This window comes from Pontibacter aydingkolensis, assembly GCF_019443125.1.
GTDB classification, from domain to species: Bacteria; Bacteroidota; Bacteroidia; order Cytophagales; family Hymenobacteraceae; genus Pontibacter; species Pontibacter aydingkolensis.
Genome location: NZ_JAHYXK010000005.1, coordinates 23,592 through 44,316 on the forward strand (window position 1 = coordinate 23,592; position 20,725 = coordinate 44,316).

At 45.8% G+C, this 20,725-nt stretch carries 19 protein-coding genes; 13 read left to right on the forward strand and 6 right to left on the reverse strand.

Going from position 1 to position 20,725, the window contains the following annotated elements; translation table 11 throughout:
• Positions 1–51: 51 nt before the first annotated feature.
• The 7 genes from K0O23_RS07725 (at position 52) to K0O23_RS07755 (ending at position 7,891) form a co-directional block, all read left to right on the forward strand.
• Entirely contained in the window at positions 52–1,311 is a 1,260-nt protein-coding gene (locus K0O23_RS07725; protein WP_219876840.1) for a M16 family metallopeptidase, read from the forward strand.
• A gap of 244 nt (positions 1,312–1,555) precedes the next feature.
• On the forward strand, positions 1,556–2,005 hold the full coding sequence (locus K0O23_RS07730; RefSeq protein WP_219876841.1) for a MarR family winged helix-turn-helix transcriptional regulator: 450 nt from the start codon (positions 1,556–1,558) through the stop codon (positions 2,003–2,005).
• 53 nt (positions 2,006–2,058) lie between these two features.
• The gene (locus K0O23_RS07735) at positions 2,059–2,877 is read left to right on the forward strand and encodes an aldo/keto reductase (protein ID WP_219876842.1); all 819 of its coding nucleotides are present in this window, start codon (positions 2,059–2,061) and stop codon (positions 2,875–2,877) included.
• 93 nt (positions 2,878–2,970) lie between these two features.
• Positions 2,971–4,071: an alkene reductase gene (locus K0O23_RS07740; protein ID WP_219876843.1), complete on the forward strand. Its 1,101-nt coding sequence runs from the start codon at positions 2,971–2,973 to the stop codon at positions 4,069–4,071.
• Positions 4,072–4,274: 203 nt separating this feature from the next.
• On the forward strand, positions 4,275–4,760 hold the full coding sequence (ispF, locus tag K0O23_RS07745) for a 2-C-methyl-D-erythritol 2,4-cyclodiphosphate synthase (protein WP_219876844.1): 486 nt from the start codon (positions 4,275–4,277) through the stop codon (positions 4,758–4,760).
• A gap of 74 nt (positions 4,761–4,834) precedes the next feature.
• A complete protein-coding gene (locus K0O23_RS07750; RefSeq protein WP_219876845.1) occupies positions 4,835–6,379 on the forward strand; it encodes a M28 family peptidase in 1,545 nt (514 codons plus the stop codon).
• Between the two features lie 141 nt (positions 6,380–6,520).
• Positions 6,521–7,891 (forward strand): LutB/LldF family L-lactate oxidation iron-sulfur protein, encoded by a 1,371-nt coding sequence (locus K0O23_RS07755; protein ID WP_219876846.1) that lies wholly within the window; start codon positions 6,521–6,523, stop codon positions 7,889–7,891.
• 404 nt (positions 7,892–8,295) lie between these two features.
• Here K0O23_RS07755 and K0O23_RS07760 read toward each other — a convergent pair whose 3' ends face one another.
• Positions 8,296–9,249, reverse strand: a complete 954-nt coding sequence (locus K0O23_RS07760) for an asparagine synthetase A (RefSeq protein ID WP_219876847.1) — start codon at positions 9,247–9,249, stop codon at positions 8,296–8,298.
• Between the two features lie 165 nt (positions 9,250–9,414).
• Between K0O23_RS07760 and K0O23_RS07765 the strand changes: the two genes are divergently transcribed.
• Positions 9,415–9,873, forward strand: coding sequence for an Lrp/AsnC ligand binding domain-containing protein (locus K0O23_RS07765; protein WP_219876848.1), 459 nt, complete (start codon positions 9,415–9,417; stop codon positions 9,871–9,873).
• A gap of 723 nt (positions 9,874–10,596) precedes the next feature.
• Here the strand turns inward: K0O23_RS07765 and K0O23_RS07770 are convergent.
• Positions 10,597–11,853, reverse strand: a complete 1,257-nt coding sequence (locus K0O23_RS07770) for a pyridoxal phosphate-dependent aminotransferase (protein ID WP_246596990.1) — start codon at positions 11,851–11,853, stop codon at positions 10,597–10,599.
• 204 nt (positions 11,854–12,057) lie between these two features.
• Here K0O23_RS07770 and K0O23_RS07775 point away from each other — a divergent pair, with 204 nt between their 5' ends.
• A complete protein-coding gene (locus K0O23_RS07775; protein WP_219876849.1) occupies positions 12,058–13,473 on the forward strand; it encodes a thioredoxin-like domain-containing protein in 1,416 nt (471 codons plus the stop codon).
• 35 nt (positions 13,474–13,508) lie between these two features.
• On the opposite strand, the gene K0O23_RS07780 is transcribed toward K0O23_RS07775, so the two are convergent.
• On the reverse strand, positions 13,509–14,072 hold the full coding sequence (locus tag K0O23_RS07780) for a DinB family protein (RefSeq protein ID WP_219876850.1): 564 nt from the start codon (positions 14,070–14,072) through the stop codon (positions 13,509–13,511).
• Between the two features lie 173 nt (positions 14,073–14,245).
• Here K0O23_RS07780 and K0O23_RS07785 point away from each other — a divergent pair, with 173 nt between their 5' ends.
• On the forward strand, positions 14,246–14,935 hold the full coding sequence (locus K0O23_RS07785) for a hypothetical protein (protein WP_219876851.1): 690 nt from the start codon (positions 14,246–14,248) through the stop codon (positions 14,933–14,935).
• Positions 14,936–14,955: 20 nt separating this feature from the next.
• Here K0O23_RS07785 and K0O23_RS07790 read toward each other — a convergent pair whose 3' ends face one another.
• The 3 genes from K0O23_RS07790 to K0O23_RS07800 all read right to left on the reverse strand — a co-directional run bounded on the left by K0O23_RS07790 (position 14,956) and on the right by K0O23_RS07800 (position 16,880).
• Entirely contained in the window at positions 14,956–15,507 is a 552-nt protein-coding gene (locus K0O23_RS07790) for a Crp/Fnr family transcriptional regulator (RefSeq protein WP_219876852.1), read from the reverse strand.
• A 7-nt stretch (positions 15,508–15,514) separates the two neighbouring features.
• Complete coding sequence (locus K0O23_RS07795) at positions 15,515–16,528, reverse strand: hypothetical protein (RefSeq protein WP_219876853.1); 1,014 nt, start codon at positions 16,526–16,528, stop codon at positions 15,515–15,517.
• A gap of 67 nt (positions 16,529–16,595) precedes the next feature.
• Entirely contained in the window at positions 16,596–16,880 is a 285-nt protein-coding gene (locus K0O23_RS07800) for an acylphosphatase (RefSeq protein ID WP_219876854.1), read from the reverse strand.
• A 195-nt stretch (positions 16,881–17,075) separates the two neighbouring features.
• On the opposite strand from K0O23_RS07800, the gene sdaAA reads away from it, so the two are divergent.
• From sdaAA to K0O23_RS07815, 3 genes are all read left to right on the forward strand, one after another.
• Positions 17,076–17,981 (forward strand): L-serine ammonia-lyase, iron-sulfur-dependent, subunit alpha, encoded by a 906-nt coding sequence (sdaAA, locus tag K0O23_RS07805; RefSeq protein WP_219876855.1) that lies wholly within the window; start codon positions 17,076–17,078, stop codon positions 17,979–17,981.
• A gap of 668 nt (positions 17,982–18,649) precedes the next feature.
• The gene (locus K0O23_RS07810; protein ID WP_219876856.1) at positions 18,650–19,375 is read left to right on the forward strand and encodes a hypothetical protein; all 726 of its coding nucleotides are present in this window, start codon (positions 18,650–18,652) and stop codon (positions 19,373–19,375) included.
• Between the two features lie 167 nt (positions 19,376–19,542).
• A complete protein-coding gene (locus K0O23_RS07815) occupies positions 19,543–20,718 on the forward strand; it encodes a DUF4407 domain-containing protein (protein WP_219876857.1) in 1,176 nt (391 codons plus the stop codon).
• Positions 20,719–20,725 lie beyond the last annotated feature (7 nt).

A 20,725-nucleotide genomic window follows, 5' to 3' on the forward strand; every position in this document is an offset into this window, starting at 1 on the left:
TTAGTATACTTTAAGGTCTTTTGTCTATTAATCTTATGTCTCAAATAAAATATGATACAATTTAAAGAATTTACGCTGGATAATGGGTTGCGCGTAATTGTGCACGAAGACCATACTTCACCAATGGCTGTACTGAACGTGCTGTACGATGTAGGATCCCGTGACGAAGAAGAGGCGCATACAGGTTTTGCCCATTTGTTTGAGCACCTGATGTTTAGCGGCTCCATTAACATACACAGCTACGACGAACCCCTGCAGCGCGTAGGCGGAGAGAACAACGCCTTTACTAGTCCCGACATTACCAACTACTACTTATCGGTGCCTGCCCAAAATGTGGAAACAGGTTTCTGGCTGGAGTCGGACCGCATGATGGAACTGCTGTTTAGCGAGCACGGCCTGGAAGTACAGCGCAAAGTAGTGGTAGAAGAGTTTAAGCAGAATTACTTGAACCAGCCTTATGGTGATGTGTGGCTGAAGCTGCGCCCATTGGCCTATAAAGAGCACCCTTACAAATGGGCTACCATTGGTAAGGAGATTTCGCACATAGAGGATGCCACCATGGAAATTGTACGGTCTTTCTTTAAAAAGCATTACTCGCCGAGCAATGCCATACTTGTAGTGGCTGGCAACATTACTTTTGATAAAGCCAAAGAGCTTACCGAGAAGTGGTTTGGCCCAATACCTTCCGGCGAAAAGTATGTGCGCAATATAAAACCAGAGCCAAAGCAAACGGAGCCGCGTGTATTGGAGGTTTCTGCCGATGTACCGCTTAGCGCTATTTACAAAGCCTATCACATGCCTAACCGCACGCACCAGGATTATTATGCCGTAGACCTGATCAGCGACATACTTGGCCGTGGCAAATCAAGTAGGTTATACGATAGGCTGGTGAAGGATCAGAAGTTATTCAACTCCATCTCTGCCTCAGTTTCAGGATCTATAGAAGAAGGTTTACTAATGATTCAGGGCAAACTGAACGAAGGTGTGAACCTGGAGGAGGCAAACGCTGCCATCGAAGCTATTAATCAGGAGCTGATGGATAGCCTTGTGGATGAGCATGAACTCAATAAAGTTAAGAACCAAGCCGAAACCAGTTTGGTATTCTCTGAGATTGAGCTTTTGAACCGCGCCATGAACCTTGCCTATGGTAAACTATTGGGCGATGCGAACTTTGTAAACACTGAAGGAGAGAAGATACAAGCCGTAACGCCTGCCGATATTCAGCGCTGTGCTAAACAAGTGCTTGACCCGAACAACTGCTCTACTTTGCTGTACAAGGCTGAGAAGAAACAGGAGGCAGTAGAGGCCTAAATTGTATTTAAATTTATACTTGGGAAGCGGCTTGTGCCGCTTCTTCTTTTTGATGTTAGTTGTTCTGATAGTTTAATCATCTCCCTGCGCCCTTCTAAGGGGGCAGGGAGATGATCTGTAGGCTTGAATAAACAGCTGTATTAAATCACAGGTCACAAATAACACCATTTAGACAGAACCTTTCCCACCCCACATTTGTATATACAAACAACATCTTTATATTTGCACCGCTTAAGCAGGACAAATGCGCATAGAAGACGAAATACACCAGAAGCACTTTAAAGACGATTACCGCCGTTTGATGGCTAACCTGTTGTTCACGAACAATTGGGTAAACCAACAGGTGATGCCGTTTTTTAAGAATCTGGGTCTTACGTTACAACAGCATAATGTATTGGCTATACTTAGAGGGCAGCACCCCGATCCGGTTTGTTTTGGCGATATTCAGAACCGCATGGTAGACCGCAACTCCAACGTAACCCGCCTGATTGATAAGCTGATTGAGAAAGGCTATGTTACACGTGACATCTGCGCTGCCAACCGACGCATGATAGAAGTCCGGATAACAGAAAAGGGGCTTGAGAAACTGGCCCAGGTAGATGAGAAATCGCCGGAGCTTTTTGCCAAATTCCATAACCTTTCGCGGGACGAAGCTGTTATGGCAAGTAACTTATTAGACAGGCTTAGAGGATAAGCTATTTTTTTGAATTTATATTTGTACATACAAGTAATGTACGAACCCTAATTATGAAAGAAGTTAAAATAAAAGGAGCAACGATACCAGCCTTAGGGTTGGGGACTTTTCAGCTGGAAGACATCAAAGCATTTGAGATAACGCAGGCAGCTATTGCAGAAGGCTACCGCCACATCGATACTGCCCAGATTTATAGAAACGAAGAAGGCGTAGGCCGTGCTATTGAGGCAGCAGATGTTGCCAGAAAAGAGATCTTCCTGACAACCAAAGTATGGCGTGAGAGCCTTTCTAAAAAAGATTTTCTACCATCGGTGGAGCAGAGCCTTAAAAAGCTGAAAACCGACTACGTAGACCTGCTGCTGATACATTGGCCGAATGCGAATGTGCCTGTGGCTGAGTATATGGAAGAACTGATGAAAGCGCAAGAGAAAGGCTACACCAGGTACATCGGCGTAAGCAACCACCCTACCAAACTGTTAAACGAGGTACTGGCTACTGGTGCCAACATCATTACAAACCAGGTGGAGTATCATCCGCTTATTAATCAGGATAAACTTTATACTTACCTGCAGCAGCACAACCTTACACTAACCGCCTACAGCCCTATTGCGCAAGGCAAAGTTATCGGTAACCCTGTGCTAAAAAGCATAGCCGATAAGTATGGTAAAAACGAAGTACAGGTATCGCTGCGCTGGCTGATGCAGCAGGACAATGTTTTGGCCATCCCGAGAACATCGAACTTAAATCACCTCAAATCAAATATAGGTGTGTTCGACTTTGAACTGACGCAGGAGGAGGTAAGCCAGATAGACCAGCTAAAGAAAGATAACATACGCGTTATCAACCCATCCTTCGCCCCAAACTGGGACTAGGTTCAATTTTGAATGAGTGATTGAGTGAGTTTAGGAAAACTGATTCACGTTTCGCTCAACAATTCAACTATCAACAATTTAACAATCCAACTTATGTCACAAGCACTTTTAAAACCTATAAAATTACACGACCTGGAACTGAACAACCGGGTAATAATGGCACCCATGACGCGCAGCCGCGCCGATAACAGGGATAATGCACCAAACGAAATGATGGTAACCTATTATACTCAACGCGCTGGTGCCGGCCTTATCATTTCAGAAGGGTCGCAGATTTCGAAGCAAGCTGTTGGTTATATCAACACCCCCGGCATTTACTCTAAAGAGCAGGTAACTGACTGGAAAAAAGTAACAGATGCCGTCCACCAGGAAGGTGGCAAGATATTTATCCAGCTTTGGCACGTGGGCCGCATGTCGCACCCCGATTTCCATAACGGCGAATTTCCTGTGGCTCCTTCTGCCATTAACCCGGAATCTAAATCTTTTACGCCGGAAGGGTTTAAAGATACGGTAACACCGCGCGCCCTAACCATACCTGAGATAAAGCAGATCATTCAGGACTATAAAGCAGCTGCAGCAAACGCTATGGAAGCTGGCTTTGATGGTGTAGAGATTCATGCCTCTAACGGTTACCTGCTGCACCAGTTCTTTGCCTCTACTTCTAATATCCGCAACGATGAATATGGTGGATCTAAAGAAAACCGCGCCCGTATACTTTTCGAAGTGATAGATGCCATAAAAGAGGTGGTACCTGCGGAGCGCATTGGCGTAAGGCTAAACCCAAGTCTGCACAACACCTTCGGCATGACCCTGAACGAGGATACTATTCCAACTTTCGACTATATTATCGAGAACCTGAACAAGTATAAACTGGCCTACCTGCACTTAACCGAGGCTTCGCCGGCAAATAAAGATGTGCCGCACATAGAGCCTAACATTGCCAAACGTTACCGCCCAGTCTACAAAGGCAACCTGATTATAAACGGTGGCTTTACACAAGAAAGTGGCAACAATGTAATAGAAGAAGGCGCTGCCGACATGGTAGCCTACGGAGTACCTTTTATCGCTAACCCAGATCTGCCTGCACGCTTTGAGCAGGATGCAGAACTGCAGGAAGCCGACAGCAAAACATTTTACGTTCCGGGTGCCAAAGGCTATATTGATTACCCTTCGTTAGCGGAGGTAGAGGCCTAAGTTTAAGACACTTTTTATATATACCCGAAAAGCCAGCTGCTACTGCGGCTGGCTTTTCATTTTTATACTTATTCTGAAACCTCAAAGTATAAACCTCAAAAAACAGCATCTATACTAGCCAGTAATCGTAATTTTCGTTTAGATTTACCTTTTATATTTGCCCGGTCTGCATGGCCTGGCTTATACTTTAAGTATAACATCAGATGAAACTGAAAATAAGAACCGGCTTTGGCTACGACGTGCACCAACTGCAGGAGGGACTGGACTTCTGGCTCGGCGGCATTAAGATTCCACATACACACGGAGCACTTGGCCACTCTGATGCAGATGTGCTGATACATGTAATCTGTGATGCCCTGCTGGGTGCCGCCAATATGCGCGATATCGGCTACCACTTCTCCGACAGAGACCCGCAGTATAAAGGAATCGATAGTAAGATACTCTTGAAGGAGGTTATGCATTTGTTATCACGGGAAGGTTACGAGATCGGCAACATAGACTCTACCATCTGCCTGCAGGAGCCTAAGGTAAATCCGCACATCCCGGCCATGAAAAAATGCCTGGCTGAGGTAATGGGGATACCAGAACATGATATCTCTATTAAAGCCACTACCACCGAGCACCTAGGGTTTGTAGGCAAAAAAGAAGGTGTAGCGGCATTTGCAACTGTTTTGATTGTGAAGCAGTAACCGGCACAGATTAAACCACCTACACTTGTGCTAGTCTAAACTGAACTAAACTTTAATAACACCTAAACCAAACCATGAAGAGACATAATCTCTACGCTGCCCTTTTACTAGCCACTATTGGCTACGGCTGTGCCAAGGGTCCAAGCGCCAGTAATCCAACCACAGATGTGGCCAAGCTGAGCGAGGCTGCGCCAAAGTATGCACAAACCATTACGGCAGCTGATCTGTCGAAACACCTTTATATCATCGCTTCCGATGAGTATGAAGGACGCAACACCGGTGAGAAAGGCCAGAAAATGGCAGCTGAGTACATTGCGCGCGAGTTCCGCGAGGATGGCTTGGCGGGCCCGGTAAAAGGCGGCGCTAACCCTTATTACCAAACCTTCGACCTACAAAAAAGCAGCTGGGGCGAGGGGCATATAACCATAGGCAGCCAGAAATTCCTGATGATGCAGGATTTCTTCCCGCTTGGCTCTTCGCCATTTAGCACAGAGCAGGCTATAGAGGCTGTTTACGTAACTGATGCAGCTCAAATTGCAGATAAAAGCGCTCAAGGCAAGTTGATAGTAACCATGTTGGGTAGTGGCGCCGAAACGCAGAACCGAACGCGCGCCTTTGCTGCCGCGGCCGAAAAAGCAGGTGCTAAAGGTGTAGCTTATGTAATGGGAGCCGAAGAATACCGCACGATGGCAGACCGCTACACTCATCGTATATCTCAGCCATCTATTTCGCAGGTGTCTGGCGGTAGCACTCGCCCTGCCAGCATTTATACAACGCCAACTGTGGGTGCAGCTATACTTGGCACTACCCCTGAAAAGCTAGAGCAAACTGCAGCTACAGCTACTTTCAAGCCAGCTTCTGACATTAAAATTTTGATGAGCAGAAAGTCTGAGCCACTACCTACAGAAAATGTGCTTGGCTATGTTGAAGGTACAGACAAGAAGGATGAGGTAATCGTTGTAACCGCCCACTACGACCACGTAGGTGTGGATGATTCACGCACAGGCGACAAGATATACAACGGCGCCAACGACGATGGTTCTGGTACAGTAGCCGTTATCGAACTGGCTGAGGCATTTGCTCAGGCTAAAAAAGATGGCTATGGCCCGCGCCGCAGCATTCTGTTTATGACAGTAACCGCAGAGGAAAAGGGCTTGCTAGGATCTGAGTATTATGCCAACAACCCGATCTTCCCGTTAGCAAATACGGTTGCCAACGTAAACATCGACATGATCGGCCGCATGGACTTCGACAATGAGAAGAAAAACGACAGCAACTACATCTACGTGATCGGTGCTGATAAGCTTTCTTCGGAGTTGCACCAGATAAACGAAGAGGCAAACCAGAAACACGTAAACCTGAGACTCGACTACAAGTATAACGACGAGAAAGACCCTAACCGTTTCTACTACCGTTCAGACCATTATAACTTCGCAAAACACGGCATTCCGATCATCTTCTATTTTAACGGAGTGCATGCAGACTACCACCAGCCAGGCGACGAGGCAGACAAGATCATCTACGAAAGCGCTGAGAAAGTTGCCAGACTGGCATTTTATACTACCTGGGAACTTGCCAACCGCGAGAACCGAATTGTAGTAGACAGCAATAAGAAATAGTATACTACAGCTGCAGTAGCAGCCGTTTAATGTATAAGTGCTACACCTTTAGTAGCTTTGCGAAAAACACCCTAACTTTAAGGGTGTTTTTCTTTTGTAGGGGGCAGCTTTTGTCTCCGAAAACCGTAGGGTAGATACAGTATGAGTAAACTTAAACAGTTTCTGCTGGACGCAGAGACAAAAGCATTCGACCAGGGCCACCGCGCAACCATCAAGTTCAATATCGGCAAGTATAACGCCGCTGTGCAGCGTGGCCTCACCCAATACAGCGACCATGAACTAGCCCGCGAGCGCGGCTCTTTTATAAAGACGAACACCATCAACAACTTAGATAAGTACCTGATGGAGTTCGAGTCTAACTTTACGGCCCGTGGCGGCAAGGTTATCTGGGCACGCGACGCCCAGGAAGCCCTGAAAGAGATAGGCGAAATCATGAAGCGCAAGCGCGCCCGCTCCGTTGTAAAGTCTAAATCCATGATAACAGAGGAGATCCACCTAAACGATTACCTCGAGAAAAATGGCATTGAGACAGTGGAAACCGACCTGGGCGAGTACATTGTGCAGCTGGCAGAGCAACGCCCTTACCACATTGTAACACCGGCCATGCACATGTCTAAAAAGGACATTGCAGACTTATTTGTTCGCAAGCTGGGTATTCCACCCACCGATAATGCTGAAGAACTGGTAGGCGTAGCCCGTAAACTGTTGCGCGAAAAGTATACTTCAGCAGAGGTAGGTATAACAGGAGGTAACTTTCTAATTGCGGACATTGGAGGTGTGGCTGTAACAGAGAACGAAGGCAACGCAAGACTTTCCACCACTTTCCCGAAAACGCATATTGCCATCGTAGGTATCGAGAAAATGATCCCATCGGTGATGGATCTGGACCTATTCTGGCCACTATTGAGTACCAGCGGCACCGGCCAGAACGTAACCATCTACAACACCATCATGACGGGACCACGCCAGCCAAAAGAGATGGATGGTCCGGAAGAGATGTATGTAGTATTGCTGGATAACGGCCGTACAGAGTTGCTGGCCTTGCCGGAAAAGCGGGAAGCCCTGAACTGCATTCGTTGCGGCGCCTGCCTTAACATTTGCCCGGTATACAAAAACATTGGCGGCCATACCTACGAAAGTACTTACAGCGGCCCTATTGGCTCGGTGATTACACCGCATTTAAGCGGCATGGCTGAGAACAAACACCTGAGTTTTGCCAGTTCGCTATGCGGTGCCTGTACCTCTGTTTGCCCGGTTAAAATCAATATACACAACCTGCTGCTTTTAAACCGCAAGCAAAGTGTAGAGCAAGGCATGGCCGACGGGCAGGAGAAAACAGCCTTTAAGTTCTGGGTGAAAGCCATGAAAAGCCGCCGACTGTTGAACATGGCACCTGCAGGAGTCAAAAATTATGTGCTGAAGTATGTACTAAAAGATACCTGGAGCAAACGCCGTGAGCCGCTGCATTTGCCTAAAAAGTCGTTTAATCAACTCTGGAAGGAAAGGAAGTAAGGTTTCGTTATTGGTTGCCTGCTATTAGTTATTGGGAAATGTAGAGACGCAATACGTTGCGTCTTGTCTGCTACAGGGCAGTAAGTTGGTTATCCGCTATTAGGAGATCTTAGGACGTAATATTTTGCGTATAAATTTCCCCATAGCCCAAGGTTGAACGAAGTGTCACTTGTGCTGTTTCATGGCAAGCAAGACGCAACGTATTGCGTCTCTACAAATAACCAAAACGATTACTCAATAATGAACAACGAATAGCCAACAACGATTAACGATATCCGAAGTATAAAAACAAAGTATAAAAACAAAACGGCCTGCATCTTAATTGGTGCAGGCCGTTTATGTTACCTTATTATTCGCAGGATTGTCTGCATTATCGCTATTGTCGTCCATACTTCGTTTTTCGTTTAAAACAGGGCTTTTGTAAATGGTTTACGTGAGAAAACGGTTGCCTCGTCCACATCTTTTAAGCGGCAGATAAAGCGGGTCATACGTTCCACGCCAAAGCCACCACCGGCAGTCTTAGGCAAACCAGACTCTTTGGCCACCTCCAGGTAAAACTTAAAAGCTTCTTTGTCGGTGCCGGTTTCTTCCATGCGCTTTAGTATCTGCTTGTACTCATGTTCACGCTCAGCTCCGGACAACCCCTCGCCAAAGCCTTCTGGCCAGATAATGTCATAGTTCAGGTAAGTGCCCGGCTTAGAAGGATCTTCTTTATCGTAGAACTCGCGTTTGTGGTTTAGCAGCCAGAACGGTGCAGTTGCCTCTTCTGATTTCATGCGTTCATATTCCGGCCCCAGGGCAGCCTCCAGTTTTTCGGTGCGGTATACCGGCCATTTTTCATACAACGGAAGTAATTCGCCACGCAGGTCCAGCAGTATCTCCGGTATCTCAGCGTTCAATTTTGTGAAGATGAAGTTTACCAGCTCCTCTACAAATTCCATCACATAAAACCTGTCTTTGCCTTTAAACTCAAAATCTACCTGCGTAAACTCAAACAAGTGCCGGCCTGTATCGGCACGGTCAGCAAACTCGAGGCGCACATTAGGTGATACAATGTACAGGCTCTCCAGCACAGGGCTTAGCAAGGCCAGCTGCTTATGAAAGATCATCGATTTGGTCAGGCTCCAGCGGCGGTCAGCGTACCCTATACTTGCATCTACCACACCATGGTTTAGCGGATCGGTGATCGGAGAGAGCATGAGCGGCATCAGCTGTGTAAGGCCTTTTTTAAACATGAATTCATGTGTGGCGCGGATTATCCCTTGCTGCACCTGCAGAATTTTAGGCAATTTGGCACGGCTCAGGTGCTCCAACGTAACATCCAGCAACGTTGGTTTTGTTAGTGTTTCTAACTCCATAATTTTTTAAGATTTGACAAACAATTGATGGTTTATACTTACCAAATTTAATAATTGATTCAAATTATTAACAATTTATCAAATTATATTTTTTATATTTGCAAATAATACAATAGAAACTGCAGTTTATTGAAACTTTGTAAAAAAGAAGAAGTATAGTGCTTTATGAATTATGAAATTGATAACCTGGATAAGCAGATTCTGAACCTGCTGATGCACAATGTGACCCGTGCTTACACCGATATTGCGAAAGAACTCAATGTTTCGGGAGGCACCATTCATGTGCGCATGAAAAAGTTAACAGAGATGGGAGTGGTAAAAGGCTCTCAGCTGCTTATTAACCCGGCTGCCATTGGCTTTGACATCTGCGCTTTTATAGGTGTATTTCTGGAGAAGGGATCTGTTTATAAAGATGCCGTAGAGCAGATGCGCCAGGTACCGGAGATTGTAGAACTGCACTATACTACCGGCTCCTACAGCATGTTTATCAAGATCATCTGCCGCGACACTAACCACCTGCGCGAGGTGTTAAACGAGAAGATACAGCCGGTAAAAGGTGTGCAGCGCACTGAAACGTTTATCTCGCTGGAGGAAAGTATAAACAGGCAGATTTCTGTTGTCTGAATCAGGATTTGCAGGATAGAGAAGGATACACAGGATTATTGACCACAGATTAAGTTGATTTAACTGATCATGCTATTACAGGTTCCAGCTACGTCTATCCCTCTGAAGCTTTAGAAGCCACATCTAGCATCTAATGCGAAAAATCCTGCTACAACCGTTTCTTTTGCTATTATTCTCGCAGCCATTCTTCCTCCTGTCATCTTGTAAAGATCTTGTGTGAAGGGAGGTTAAGCGCTTGTTAAAACGCAACCGACTCCTCCATTAGCGAGAGCATAAACACACCCCTGCTTCTCTCAAGAGGGGAATTTCAGCAGTTGGGCATGATCAAAATATAGTTTCATTGCAGCTTTCATCGCGCGGACAGGTCACGACCTGTCCCTACAAATCAGCATTTATACTTTGGTTCCTGCTGCAAAGGTCTTAGCCAAGAAGTGTCGATCCCAGTCTTTGCGTTGAGCGCCTCGAGAGGTTCCAGTGGCGAGCGCAAGCGAGACATTGCGACGTAAGGAGCAAAGGAAGCGAAAGCAGCGCGATGCGCAAAGACGAGCCTACGCGGGCTTGAGCGCACCAAAGCCTTAGGTGAAACTATGACTAAGTAAGACTGAGGAACAGCAATAGCTAGAAAATATAGCAGAGCTTACATCAGAATACAGCAGGTACAAAAAAACAGCAGTACACCCTACTAAGACTGTACTGCTGTAAGTATAATTCCTAAAGTATAAACTACTGCAATCTCTCCAATGCTACCCGCAATCTTCCCAAAGAATCTTTTATCTCCTCTAAAGAAGCACCACCAACAGATAACCTGAACCAGTTAAGATCGCGGCTGGAACCGAAGGCAGAGAAAGGCACTACCGCCAGTTTTGCTTCGTGCAGCACATAAGAAGTCACATCCTGGCTTGATTGCAGCACCTTACCATCCGGAGTAGTTTTATCGGCTAAGTCTATCTTAACAGACAGGTAAATAGCACCCATTGGCGCAATGGCATCAACCGGAAATCCATCTTTTTTTAACTCCTGAAACGCATTAAACAGTGCATCCAGGCTCTCCTGTATCTTTGGCTTGAACTCATTCATAAAGCCATCCACAGCCTGCGGTTGCTGCAGGAATTCAGCCATAGCCATCTGCTCTGCTTTAGGTGCCCAGGCTCCCACGTGCCCAAGTATAGACTTCATTTTATCCATCACCACTGCTGGCCCGAATGCATACCCAACACGCACACCGGTGGCAGCAAAGCACTTAGAGGCTCCATCTATGTAGACTACATAGTCACGGATATCAGGGCGCAGGCTTACCGGATCATAGTGCTCGGCATTGCCGAAGGTCAGCATCCAATAGATCTGGTCGTAAAGTATGTACAGCGGTTTCTCTCCTTCTGCTCTGCTGCGGTTTTCCTCCAGCACTAAATCACAGATCTCCTCCAGGTCTTTTTTAGAGAACATGGTGCCGGTTGGGTTAAGCGGCGAGCAAAGTGCCAGCATAGTTGCGCCTTTCAGATGCGGCCTCACATCCCCGGCAGTAGGCATAAAGTTATTTTCGGGCCTTGTTTTTACCTCTACAGGCGTGGCGCCGGACAGATGGCAATAGTGGTTATTGTTCCACGACGGCGTAGGGTAAACTACTTTATCTCCCGGATCAATAAGTGCCAGGTAAGTAGCATAGATTAATGGCCTGGAGCCACCAGCCACTAGAATATCGTTTTCAGGGTACTCTAGTCCTAGTTTTTCTTTAGTGAAGGCTACCACAGCTTTGCGCAATACAGCCACACCGTTGGCCGGAGGGTAATTTGTATGCCCCTGTTCGTAGGCTTTGGTTATGCCCTGGCGCAGTTCTGCAGGTATCGGGTAAATGCTGGGGTTAAAGTCGCCGATGGTAAGGTTGCAGATAGGTTCACCTTTTGCGATCATTGCGTTTACCTCGCCGGCCACCTTAATAATTTCGGAGCCGATCAGGTTTTGCGCCATTTTAGAAACTGTCATGGGAAAGTGTTTATGTGCCTTACAAGTTAAAGATTTTAAACGCAACTATTAAAACTCATCGCCTGAAAAACCTGGGTACAAATTAATTTTATACTTTAAAACACTTATACTTTATATACTGACAGGAGCATCAGAAAAGAAAAACTTTTACCATACTTACGCTGTAGGATTAAGAACAACGCTAAACCGAAACAAACTTATATTATGCTGACAGGCCGCGTAAACGCACCGGAATTAACTACAGAACATGGCTGGCTTAATACCGACAAAGCCTGGTCTATAAAAGACTTTAAAGGCAAAATTGTGCTGCTGGACTTCTGGACCTTTGGCTGTATTAACTGTCAGCATATTATCCCCGACCTGAAGCGCCTCGAAAAAGAATATGCTGATGTTTTAGTCGTGATTGGCGTACACTCAGCTAAGTTTGATGCAGAAAAGCAAAGTGACACCATAGAGCAGGCCATCCGGAAACTCGGGATTGAGCACCCCGTGGTAAACGATGCCGATTATAAAATATGGAATTTTTACGGCGTGCGGGCCTGGCCTACCATTGTGCTGATAGACCCTAACGGAAAAGTTATTGGCCAGCATGCCGGCGAGGCTGTGTATGACACAGTGCACCCATACATCCAGAAACTGAAAAACGAGTTTCAAGATCAGCTGAACTACAAGCCATTTCAATTTAAGACACCTTCAAAGGAAGCCTCTGCCTTATACTTTCCCTCCAAGCTTATCAGCGATGCAGATCAAAACTTATACTTATCTGATAGCGGGAACAACCGAGTTCTGAAGCTAAACCAGGATGGGCAGGTGCTGGAGGTAATCGGCAGCGGCGAACAGGGATTTAATAACGGAGGCTACGCCGATTCTACTTTTTACGAGCCTCACGGACTGGCTTTGCATGGCAATATACTTTACGTAGCAGATGCAAAGAACAACGCCATCCGGAAAGTAGACCTAAAACACAAAATGGTAAGCACAGCAGCCGGCACCGGCGAACTGGAATATTATTTTCTGGATGACAGGCTAGATGAACCCGTAAATCCCAACAGCCCCTGGGACCTGCTCATTTATCACGATAGTATGTTTATTGCCAGCGCCGGCAACCACCAGATACTGCGCATGGACCTGGAAACTGAAAAAGTATACCGTTTTGCCGGCACCGGCCGTGAGGCCCTGACAGATGGCCATTTGCGCGAGGCAGCCTTTAACCAGCCAAGCGGACTGGCCCACAACGAGCATGTGCTGTATGTAGCCGATGCCGAGGCAAGCGCCATCCGTACGGTAAACCTGAAAACAGGCATGGTGCTTACCCCACTTGGCAGAGGCCTGTTTGATTTCGGCGATGCCGATGGCTATGTGGATGATGCCCTGCTGCAACATTGCGTTGGCCTGGAGATTATAGACAGCGATGTGTACATTGCCGATACCTACAATGGCAAGATCAAAAAGCTGGATGTATCCCGCAATAAAGTATCTACGCTGGCCAGTGGCCTTAGCGAACCCAACGATGTCACTTTTATAAACGGGAAACTCTGGGCTACCAGCACCAACAGCCATCAGCTTTACAAAATAGACCTGACAACAGGCGAGAAGCAGGAAGTTATAGTAAAGTTGTAGCAGCCTTTAAAAAGACACCTGTACCAGCTTTACACTTAGGCCGCCACTTGCTGCGCCAGTTGCTGCTTTACCCGTAGCGCCTGCTGCACGTGCCGCTCCTGGTGCGCTACCATAAACTCAAGCGTTTCGCCGATGCGCAGCTTCAGTAGCTTAAAGAACTCTACCGGTATAACTTTTTTGTTCAGGTTACTACCTTTGGCATTCTGTAGTAGCTGCTGTAACTCCTCCTGGTGCTTTAAAAACTCATCCACAGTAGTGCGGCCTAGTTGGCTGTTATTGGGGTTCATGTGCTTTACTGTTTTGTGCTTCTTCATATTCTGAAGCCGTACAATGTCCAAAGATTTTTTACCCAGCCAGCTATAATTTATACTTCCTGTAAAAGTGCCGTCTGCATTTTTGGCAATGGCTTTGGCCAGCGCAGGGTTATAGTAGCGGCTGTAACGGTTAAGGTGCTCCAGGCACTCCAGTATGCTCCAACTCTCAGGGCCTGGCTTAAAGTTAAGCGAATTCAGGTCCATTTTCGGAAACTCGTTGGCTACAGTTTCGGTAAGGCCTTTGTTGATCTGGGTAATTTGCTCTAGCCTGTTCATGTTTTTCATAGTTTTATTTTGTACGCTACAAAGTTAACCCAGGCTTGAGCTGCAAACCTTGATTCAAATCAATATTTACATTAGGCTAGCTGAGCTGTTTTTGGAGAAGGTCAACTTTATACTTTGTGCGAATAAATTTGAGAAATTTTACGTAAATTGTACTTTACAAAATGCTTCATATTATGAACAAAGTAATTCCCAGGTTTATACTTACAAGTGCTTTTGCGCTTTTAGCGGTCATAAGTGCATCTGCCCAATTTGCTATTGTAGACCAGATGGGCCAGCCTTTCCTGGCTAAAACGTATACGGATGTTAGAGGCTCTGCTTACCTCTACGATACCTGGATGACAGGTAGCGTAACCACTGGTAAAGGCGTAACATATGAAGGCGTGCAACTGATGTACGACCAGATGGCAGATGAGCTTATGTTTAAGAGTGAGAAGGGTGAAGCAAAAACATTTATTGACCCTATATCAGAGTTCTCAATCAGGTCAGGCAAAAGTGATCTAAAATTTAAAGAACGCGTGTTCCGGAGAGGCTTTATTCCCGTTGATGGCGCTAACCCCTACGCGTTTTACGAAGTACTCGCCGATGGCCCTACGCAACTTTTGAAGAGAACCTCCAAGAAAATATTTGAAGAGCTACCTTACGGTTCTTCCACCAAAGTAAAAACCTTTGAGTCTGACTCTCATTACTACATTGCCAAAAACGACAAACTGGTTAAAGTAAAGAACGACAAAAAAGCTATACTTAAGGCTTTACCCGATAAAAAGACTGAGTTAGAGGCTTATATTAAGGCTAACCGATTAGACCTAAAAAATGATGAGGCTTTGGCGAACCTGGTTGGGCACTATAACGATTTAACCAAATAGCTTTTTTATACTTTGTTTGCCTATTTTAACCGGCTTAGTGTTTCCGGAGACATGCGCAGGTAAGAGGCAATATATTTTTTGGGGATGTACTGGAACAGGTGCGGACTGCGCTGCATAACACGCTGCAGGCGCTGCTCTGGTTCTGGCAAGAGTAAATCTACCTCACGCTCTATTTTGCCCACCAGCGCCTGCTCCAGTTGCTCGTACCAGAAGCGCTTTATGTTAGGCCGTTGCTCCATCAACTGCATAAAGTCCTGCTTGGTAATACCTATCAACTCACTTCTTTTTAAGGCTTGGATATAATAAGCAGAAGGCTTGCCATCTACAAACGACGGAAACGAAACCAGCAAAGTACCCTGGTAGCCAAAACCAACGCAAATATCCTCGTCGGGGAGGGGGTAGTAAATGCGCAGCGCACCTGAGGTTACGAAGTATAAACCTTGCTCTACATGCCCCTGCTGTATCAGGAAATCATACCTGCTTAGCTGTACCTCCTTCTTCCAGAGCGGCAAAAAAGCATCTACGTCGTCTGAGGTGAAGTATGGGACTTGCTGTAGGAGGGTGCGGAGCATGGGGAGGTTAAACTATTGCATCTTTAGTTATAGAATCGAGTGCAGATTCGGATAAATCATCGAGAATGGAATCTTTAATGAATTTCAACATTTTTTGCTGTGCTAACTCTTCGATAGAGTCATATGAAATAAAAGTACAAGAAGGCGCTAGCATATGTTTAAAAACAGGCCTAGACAGTTCATGCATTACCTTTTCTTTTCTTTCAACTGGAGCAACAATATGTGCTTTGATAGATAAGTTTGGTTGTAATGCCATCAAATCAGCCATTCTTAAGATGCCTGAATAAATAGACGTAGTGTGCTCTACTTCGAAAGCTCTTATAATTGTACGACCACTAATCCACAGCACATCTATATTCTCAATCGTTTTCAACGTATCAAAATCATAATTCAATGGCAGGTCATTCAATACTGAGCCTTGCTTTGGCACCCATACCTCAAAAACTCTAGTCCTGTCACTTTTTGGCAACCATACCTTTAAGCCCATTCCTTCCCCAATCTTGGATATAGTAGCTTGAATTTTTATTGAATCACGGGTAAGCGGAGGAAGTTCAATAAGAGCATCTGTAAGATCTACCAAAGCTTTTGCTTCGGTGCCTGGAAGTATAAAAGTATCTAATTCAAAAGGTATAAATTTATCTATCTTATTACTTATAAACTCTTTGTTTAGTAAATCACATGCAAGCTGATCTGAGATTGGTTTAGAACCCTGAATATATTTTATACTCCAAGATTTGCCTCCTACTTGTGATAGTAAAGCAATATCAAAAGGCTTACAGTACTCTAACTCTTTTAGACTCAAAGTATGTTTATACCTATCACCGTCTGGCCAAGGCTTCAAATTGGTTAACTTATCAAGCTTGAATCGTGCACCACAAAGTGTCTTTTTCCCGACTTTAACAACTAAGTAGATCAAATCATGAGGTTGCGGGCCACGATGCGAAAATCCGGCTACTTGTTGTTCAATACAAATATTGTAGTTCTCGACTGAAGTGGAACAGTGCAGAATTCTTGTGCTCATTATAGTTGGGTAAAACACTTTTCAATATAGGATAAAGTTAATCTTTAATTACACATCTTCCTAATCCTCACCTTCTCTGCTCAAATCCATCAAACCCTTTCAACTCCTTTATATTTTTAATATCTACCCGGCTTACCTTTGCGTTCTTTGGCCCCTCGTGCACCCACTGCTCCAGCTTACGTAAGGCTTCGGCATCGCCTTCGGCTTCTAAGTATACCGTGCCATCATCTTCGTTCTGCACAAAGCCGGTAAGCCCTAGCGCCTGCGCCTTTTCTTGTGTGCTGGCCCTGAAGAATACTCCCTGCACCTTTCCGTACACACGAATAGCCACATGTTTCTTTTCCTCTGCCATATGCTTGTATAATTAAACTATGCTTTGAACGTGCTGCAGCCAAAGGAGTTAAAGCAAAGTATACTTTAGCCTGACCGAACATTTTATGCTTCTGCTTTTGTTATTTAGAGTAGCGTTAGCTGCATTGCAAATTTGTGACTATATTGGCCGCCCCCATAGCTATGGCTGTTGGCTTATACTTAAGAAATAAACAGGATGTCGTTATTATTCAATGATTTTAAGAGCTGGGAAAAGCATTGCGCCGAAACCGGAGAGCCGCTTTACCAGCCAGTGCTGGAGTATGAAATTGAGCAGAAAGGCCGCACAGAAGAATTTATTTGGGAAAATATTGCCAAAGCCTACGAGGTAATGAAGGATGCTGTACAAACCGGCCTTACCGAAAATATGACCTCCCGCTCTGGCATGGTAAACAACGGCGCTAAAAAAGTAGCCAACTCACCGGTAACAGTGCTGTCGCCGGAGTTTCAGATGCTGGTTTCGCGTGCGTTGGGTGCTAAAGAGGTTAATTCTTGCATGGGCCGCGTGGTAGCTGCCCCAACTGCTGGCGCCTCTGGTATACTTCCGGGTACGCTTACTACCCTGCAGGACCTGCACGGGCTCGATGACAGAAAGATACACGAAGGTTTACTGGTTGCTGCCGGCATCGCCCTGATTATAGAGCAGAATGCATCTCTGGCAGGTGCAGTGGGTGGCTGCCAGGCTGAAACAGGTAGTGCCGCCGCTATGGCAGCCGGTGCCATTGTTTACTGCCTGGGCGGAGATGTGCAGCAGGTGTTTAATGCAGTGGCTATTACCATACAATGTATGCTCGGCTTAGTTTGTGACCCAGTGGCTGGTCTGGTTGAGGTGCCATGTATTGTGCGTAACGCCAGTGCCGCTGCTATTGCATACTCATCATCACAATTGGCTATTGCCGGCGTAGACCCCGTTATACCGGTAGACCAGTGCGTGGCAGCCCTTGGCGAAGTTGGCGAAAGCATGGAGCGAAAGTATAAAGAGACTGCAGAAGGCGGTTTAGCAAACACACCAAAAGCCCGCGAGATAGAAAACTTTGTGCTGGTGCAGGATGTAGAGATTTTACCTGACGAAGACTCAGAGTAGTTAGAAATGTATAAAGTTAAAGAGTTAGAAAGGTGGAAGGCTGTTGTGGCTTTCCACCTTTTTTATTTTAAGGTTTTCCAACCAATTCAGCCTTACTTCACATAAGGAGAGGAGTCTGCAGCAACTATTCTTTCTGTCATTCTGGAAGAATCTTGGTAGAAGGGAGGTTAAGCCTTTGCTATAACACACCCCTGCCCCTCTCAAGAGCAGAGCGTTTCATTCTCTGATTCCTTTCGCTGACGCGGGTTTGCAACCCGTGTCTTACTATGATGTCGGGTTTGTAACCCAACTGGGCCAGAGGCCCACGCTATAGCCAGTTACGAGCGAGGACGCTCGCGCCATAAGTATAGAGCTTATCAGAGAATGAAACGCTCTGCTCTCAAGAGGAGAATTTCTGCTTTAGACAAAGTATAAGTTTCATAGCTACTGCCAATCAGCGGACAGGTCGCAACCTGTCCCTACAAATTACCCAATCATGGTTACCTTATTTGATAGGCGATCCGCCCCCGGCTTGAGGAGATTAAAGTATAAAATAAAATTATAGGCGGTAAGACTGAGGAATGGCAGTATCAGAACCTACAACACCAGCAGCTTCTGGCACTATATATGCTAAGGCTATACTTGCAATACCTATATTGCATAACTAATTCAGCTACACCTACAAAACTATGAAAAAGCACCTATTATCGGCTGCCTTAGCGGGAGTGCTATTGTTGTCAGCCTGCTCAGTGCCACATATGGCCGTAGAGTCCAACTTCAAATCTCAGGCCCAGGAATTACCTATAGAGGGCCGCAAAGTTTTAAAGCCCAACGGCGACTTTAGGATCGGTAATTATACAGTAGCCAACGTTCATCGTGGCTGGAAGAGAGGCAGCGGTTTCAATATTCTGGGTTACGACAATGTAAAGTCTGCGCAAAAGTATGAGTTCAGCCTGCAGGATTCTCAGAATGGGGAAGAGTGGTACGTATTTGGCGCCAGCAACCTACACGAGAAGAACCTGAAATCAAACAACGGTCTCACCATACAACTGGCTGCTAATAAAGAATATTACGCCAGTTACTTTACCTCCCCGGAAAGCGGCCAATGGCAACTCTTAACAGTTGACCCCAGGCATTACCTGGCACGCAATAAATTTGAAGGCGAGGTTACAAATGGCCTGCAAAGGTATAAAGTAGCGCCGGTGTATAAATTCGAAGGCCAAAAGATACCGACAGGCGACATTGTTGGTTATGAGTTTAAGGATGGCGAGGAAGTGATCGGAGCCGTTCAGGTTGTAAATAACGGTAAAGTATGGATGAGGCCAGACCTTACCAGCGACACCCGCATGGTATTGGCCAGTGCTGCTGCATCGTTATTGCTATACGACAAGCTAAAGGACACTAGCCTAGATTGAACTTAAGTATCTGCCGCTTCTGTTGCCGGATTAACCGCAAGTTCGTCACATTTTATAGCTCATTCGTCACATTTGTAGGATCAAAAATACGCAAGTGGGTAAATTGCGCGTTATACTGTAACTAACTGCAGTTGAGCCAGTTTTAATCTGTACAGATAATTATTTACATGAAGAAATTCTTTTGGTGGTGCGCCGGCGCCGACGATACCATTCTCGAAAAATGCTCTAAGTCTGAGCATGTGAAGTATGCGGGCATAGGCGCCACTGTATTTTTCACAGGCTTGCTTGCGGGAATTTCTGGAGCTTACGCACTTTATACTGTTTTCGACACAGTTTACCTGGCCTTGATTTTTGGCTTGCTTTGGGGTGCTGTTATCTTTAACCTTGATCGTTTTATAGTTTCCACGCTTCGTAAAGAAGGCAAATTCTGGAAAGAGCTGCTGCAGGTTACGCCGCGTATATTGCTGGCATTGGTGCTAGCCGTGGTAATCTCTAAGCCGCTTGAGCTTAAAATATTCGACAAGGAGATTCAGGCTATACTTAAGGAAAAGCAGGCAGAACTAGCCATACAGCACAAGGCACTGGTAGGCAAACAATTTGCTGAGGTAGACTCTGTAAAGTCTGAGATTGCCGCTATCAGACAGGAAGTAGAGGCTAAAGTGCAGGAACGCAATAAGCTTTATGAGCTGGTTGCCGCCGAAGCCGACGGAACAGGCGGTACCGGCAAAATTGGTAAGGGCCCTATTTACGAAGAGAAAAAACGCCAGTACGACAAAGTAGACGAAGAACTGAAATTATTACAGGCCAGCGCCGCTGATAGGATTTTGCTAAAGGAACAGCGCATTGCAAACCTGATGTCAAAGTATGATGAGACAGTGGCCGAGGGTCAGGAAAGCTTTTCGAATTACGATGGTTTGATGGCTCGCATCAATGCGCTGGACGAACTGCCCTGGTTGCCGGTGTTCTTTATTACCCTCTTGTTCATCTGCCTTGAAACTGCACCGATCTTTACTAAACTGATTTCCAGCAAAGGCCCGTATGATGATATCTTGAAAGGCGTAGAGCACGAACGCACTACCCAGGAAATGCAGCGCGTAACAGAACGTCAGAAGCAGTATGACACCCGCCACGCCGTAGCCGAAGCCAAGTTCTTGGCCCGAACAGAGTATGAAGTAGAAGCCAAACGCGAAGAAGAACGCATTAAATCCGATGCGCACCTGGAGGTAGTACGAGAGTCTGCCGCCGTTTGGAAAGAGCGTAAACTAAACGACATTAGCAGAAGCCCAAACACCGCCGCCGAGATCTTAAATGACGGTGAGGAGAATGGGTATTATAAGTGGTAAACTGCCA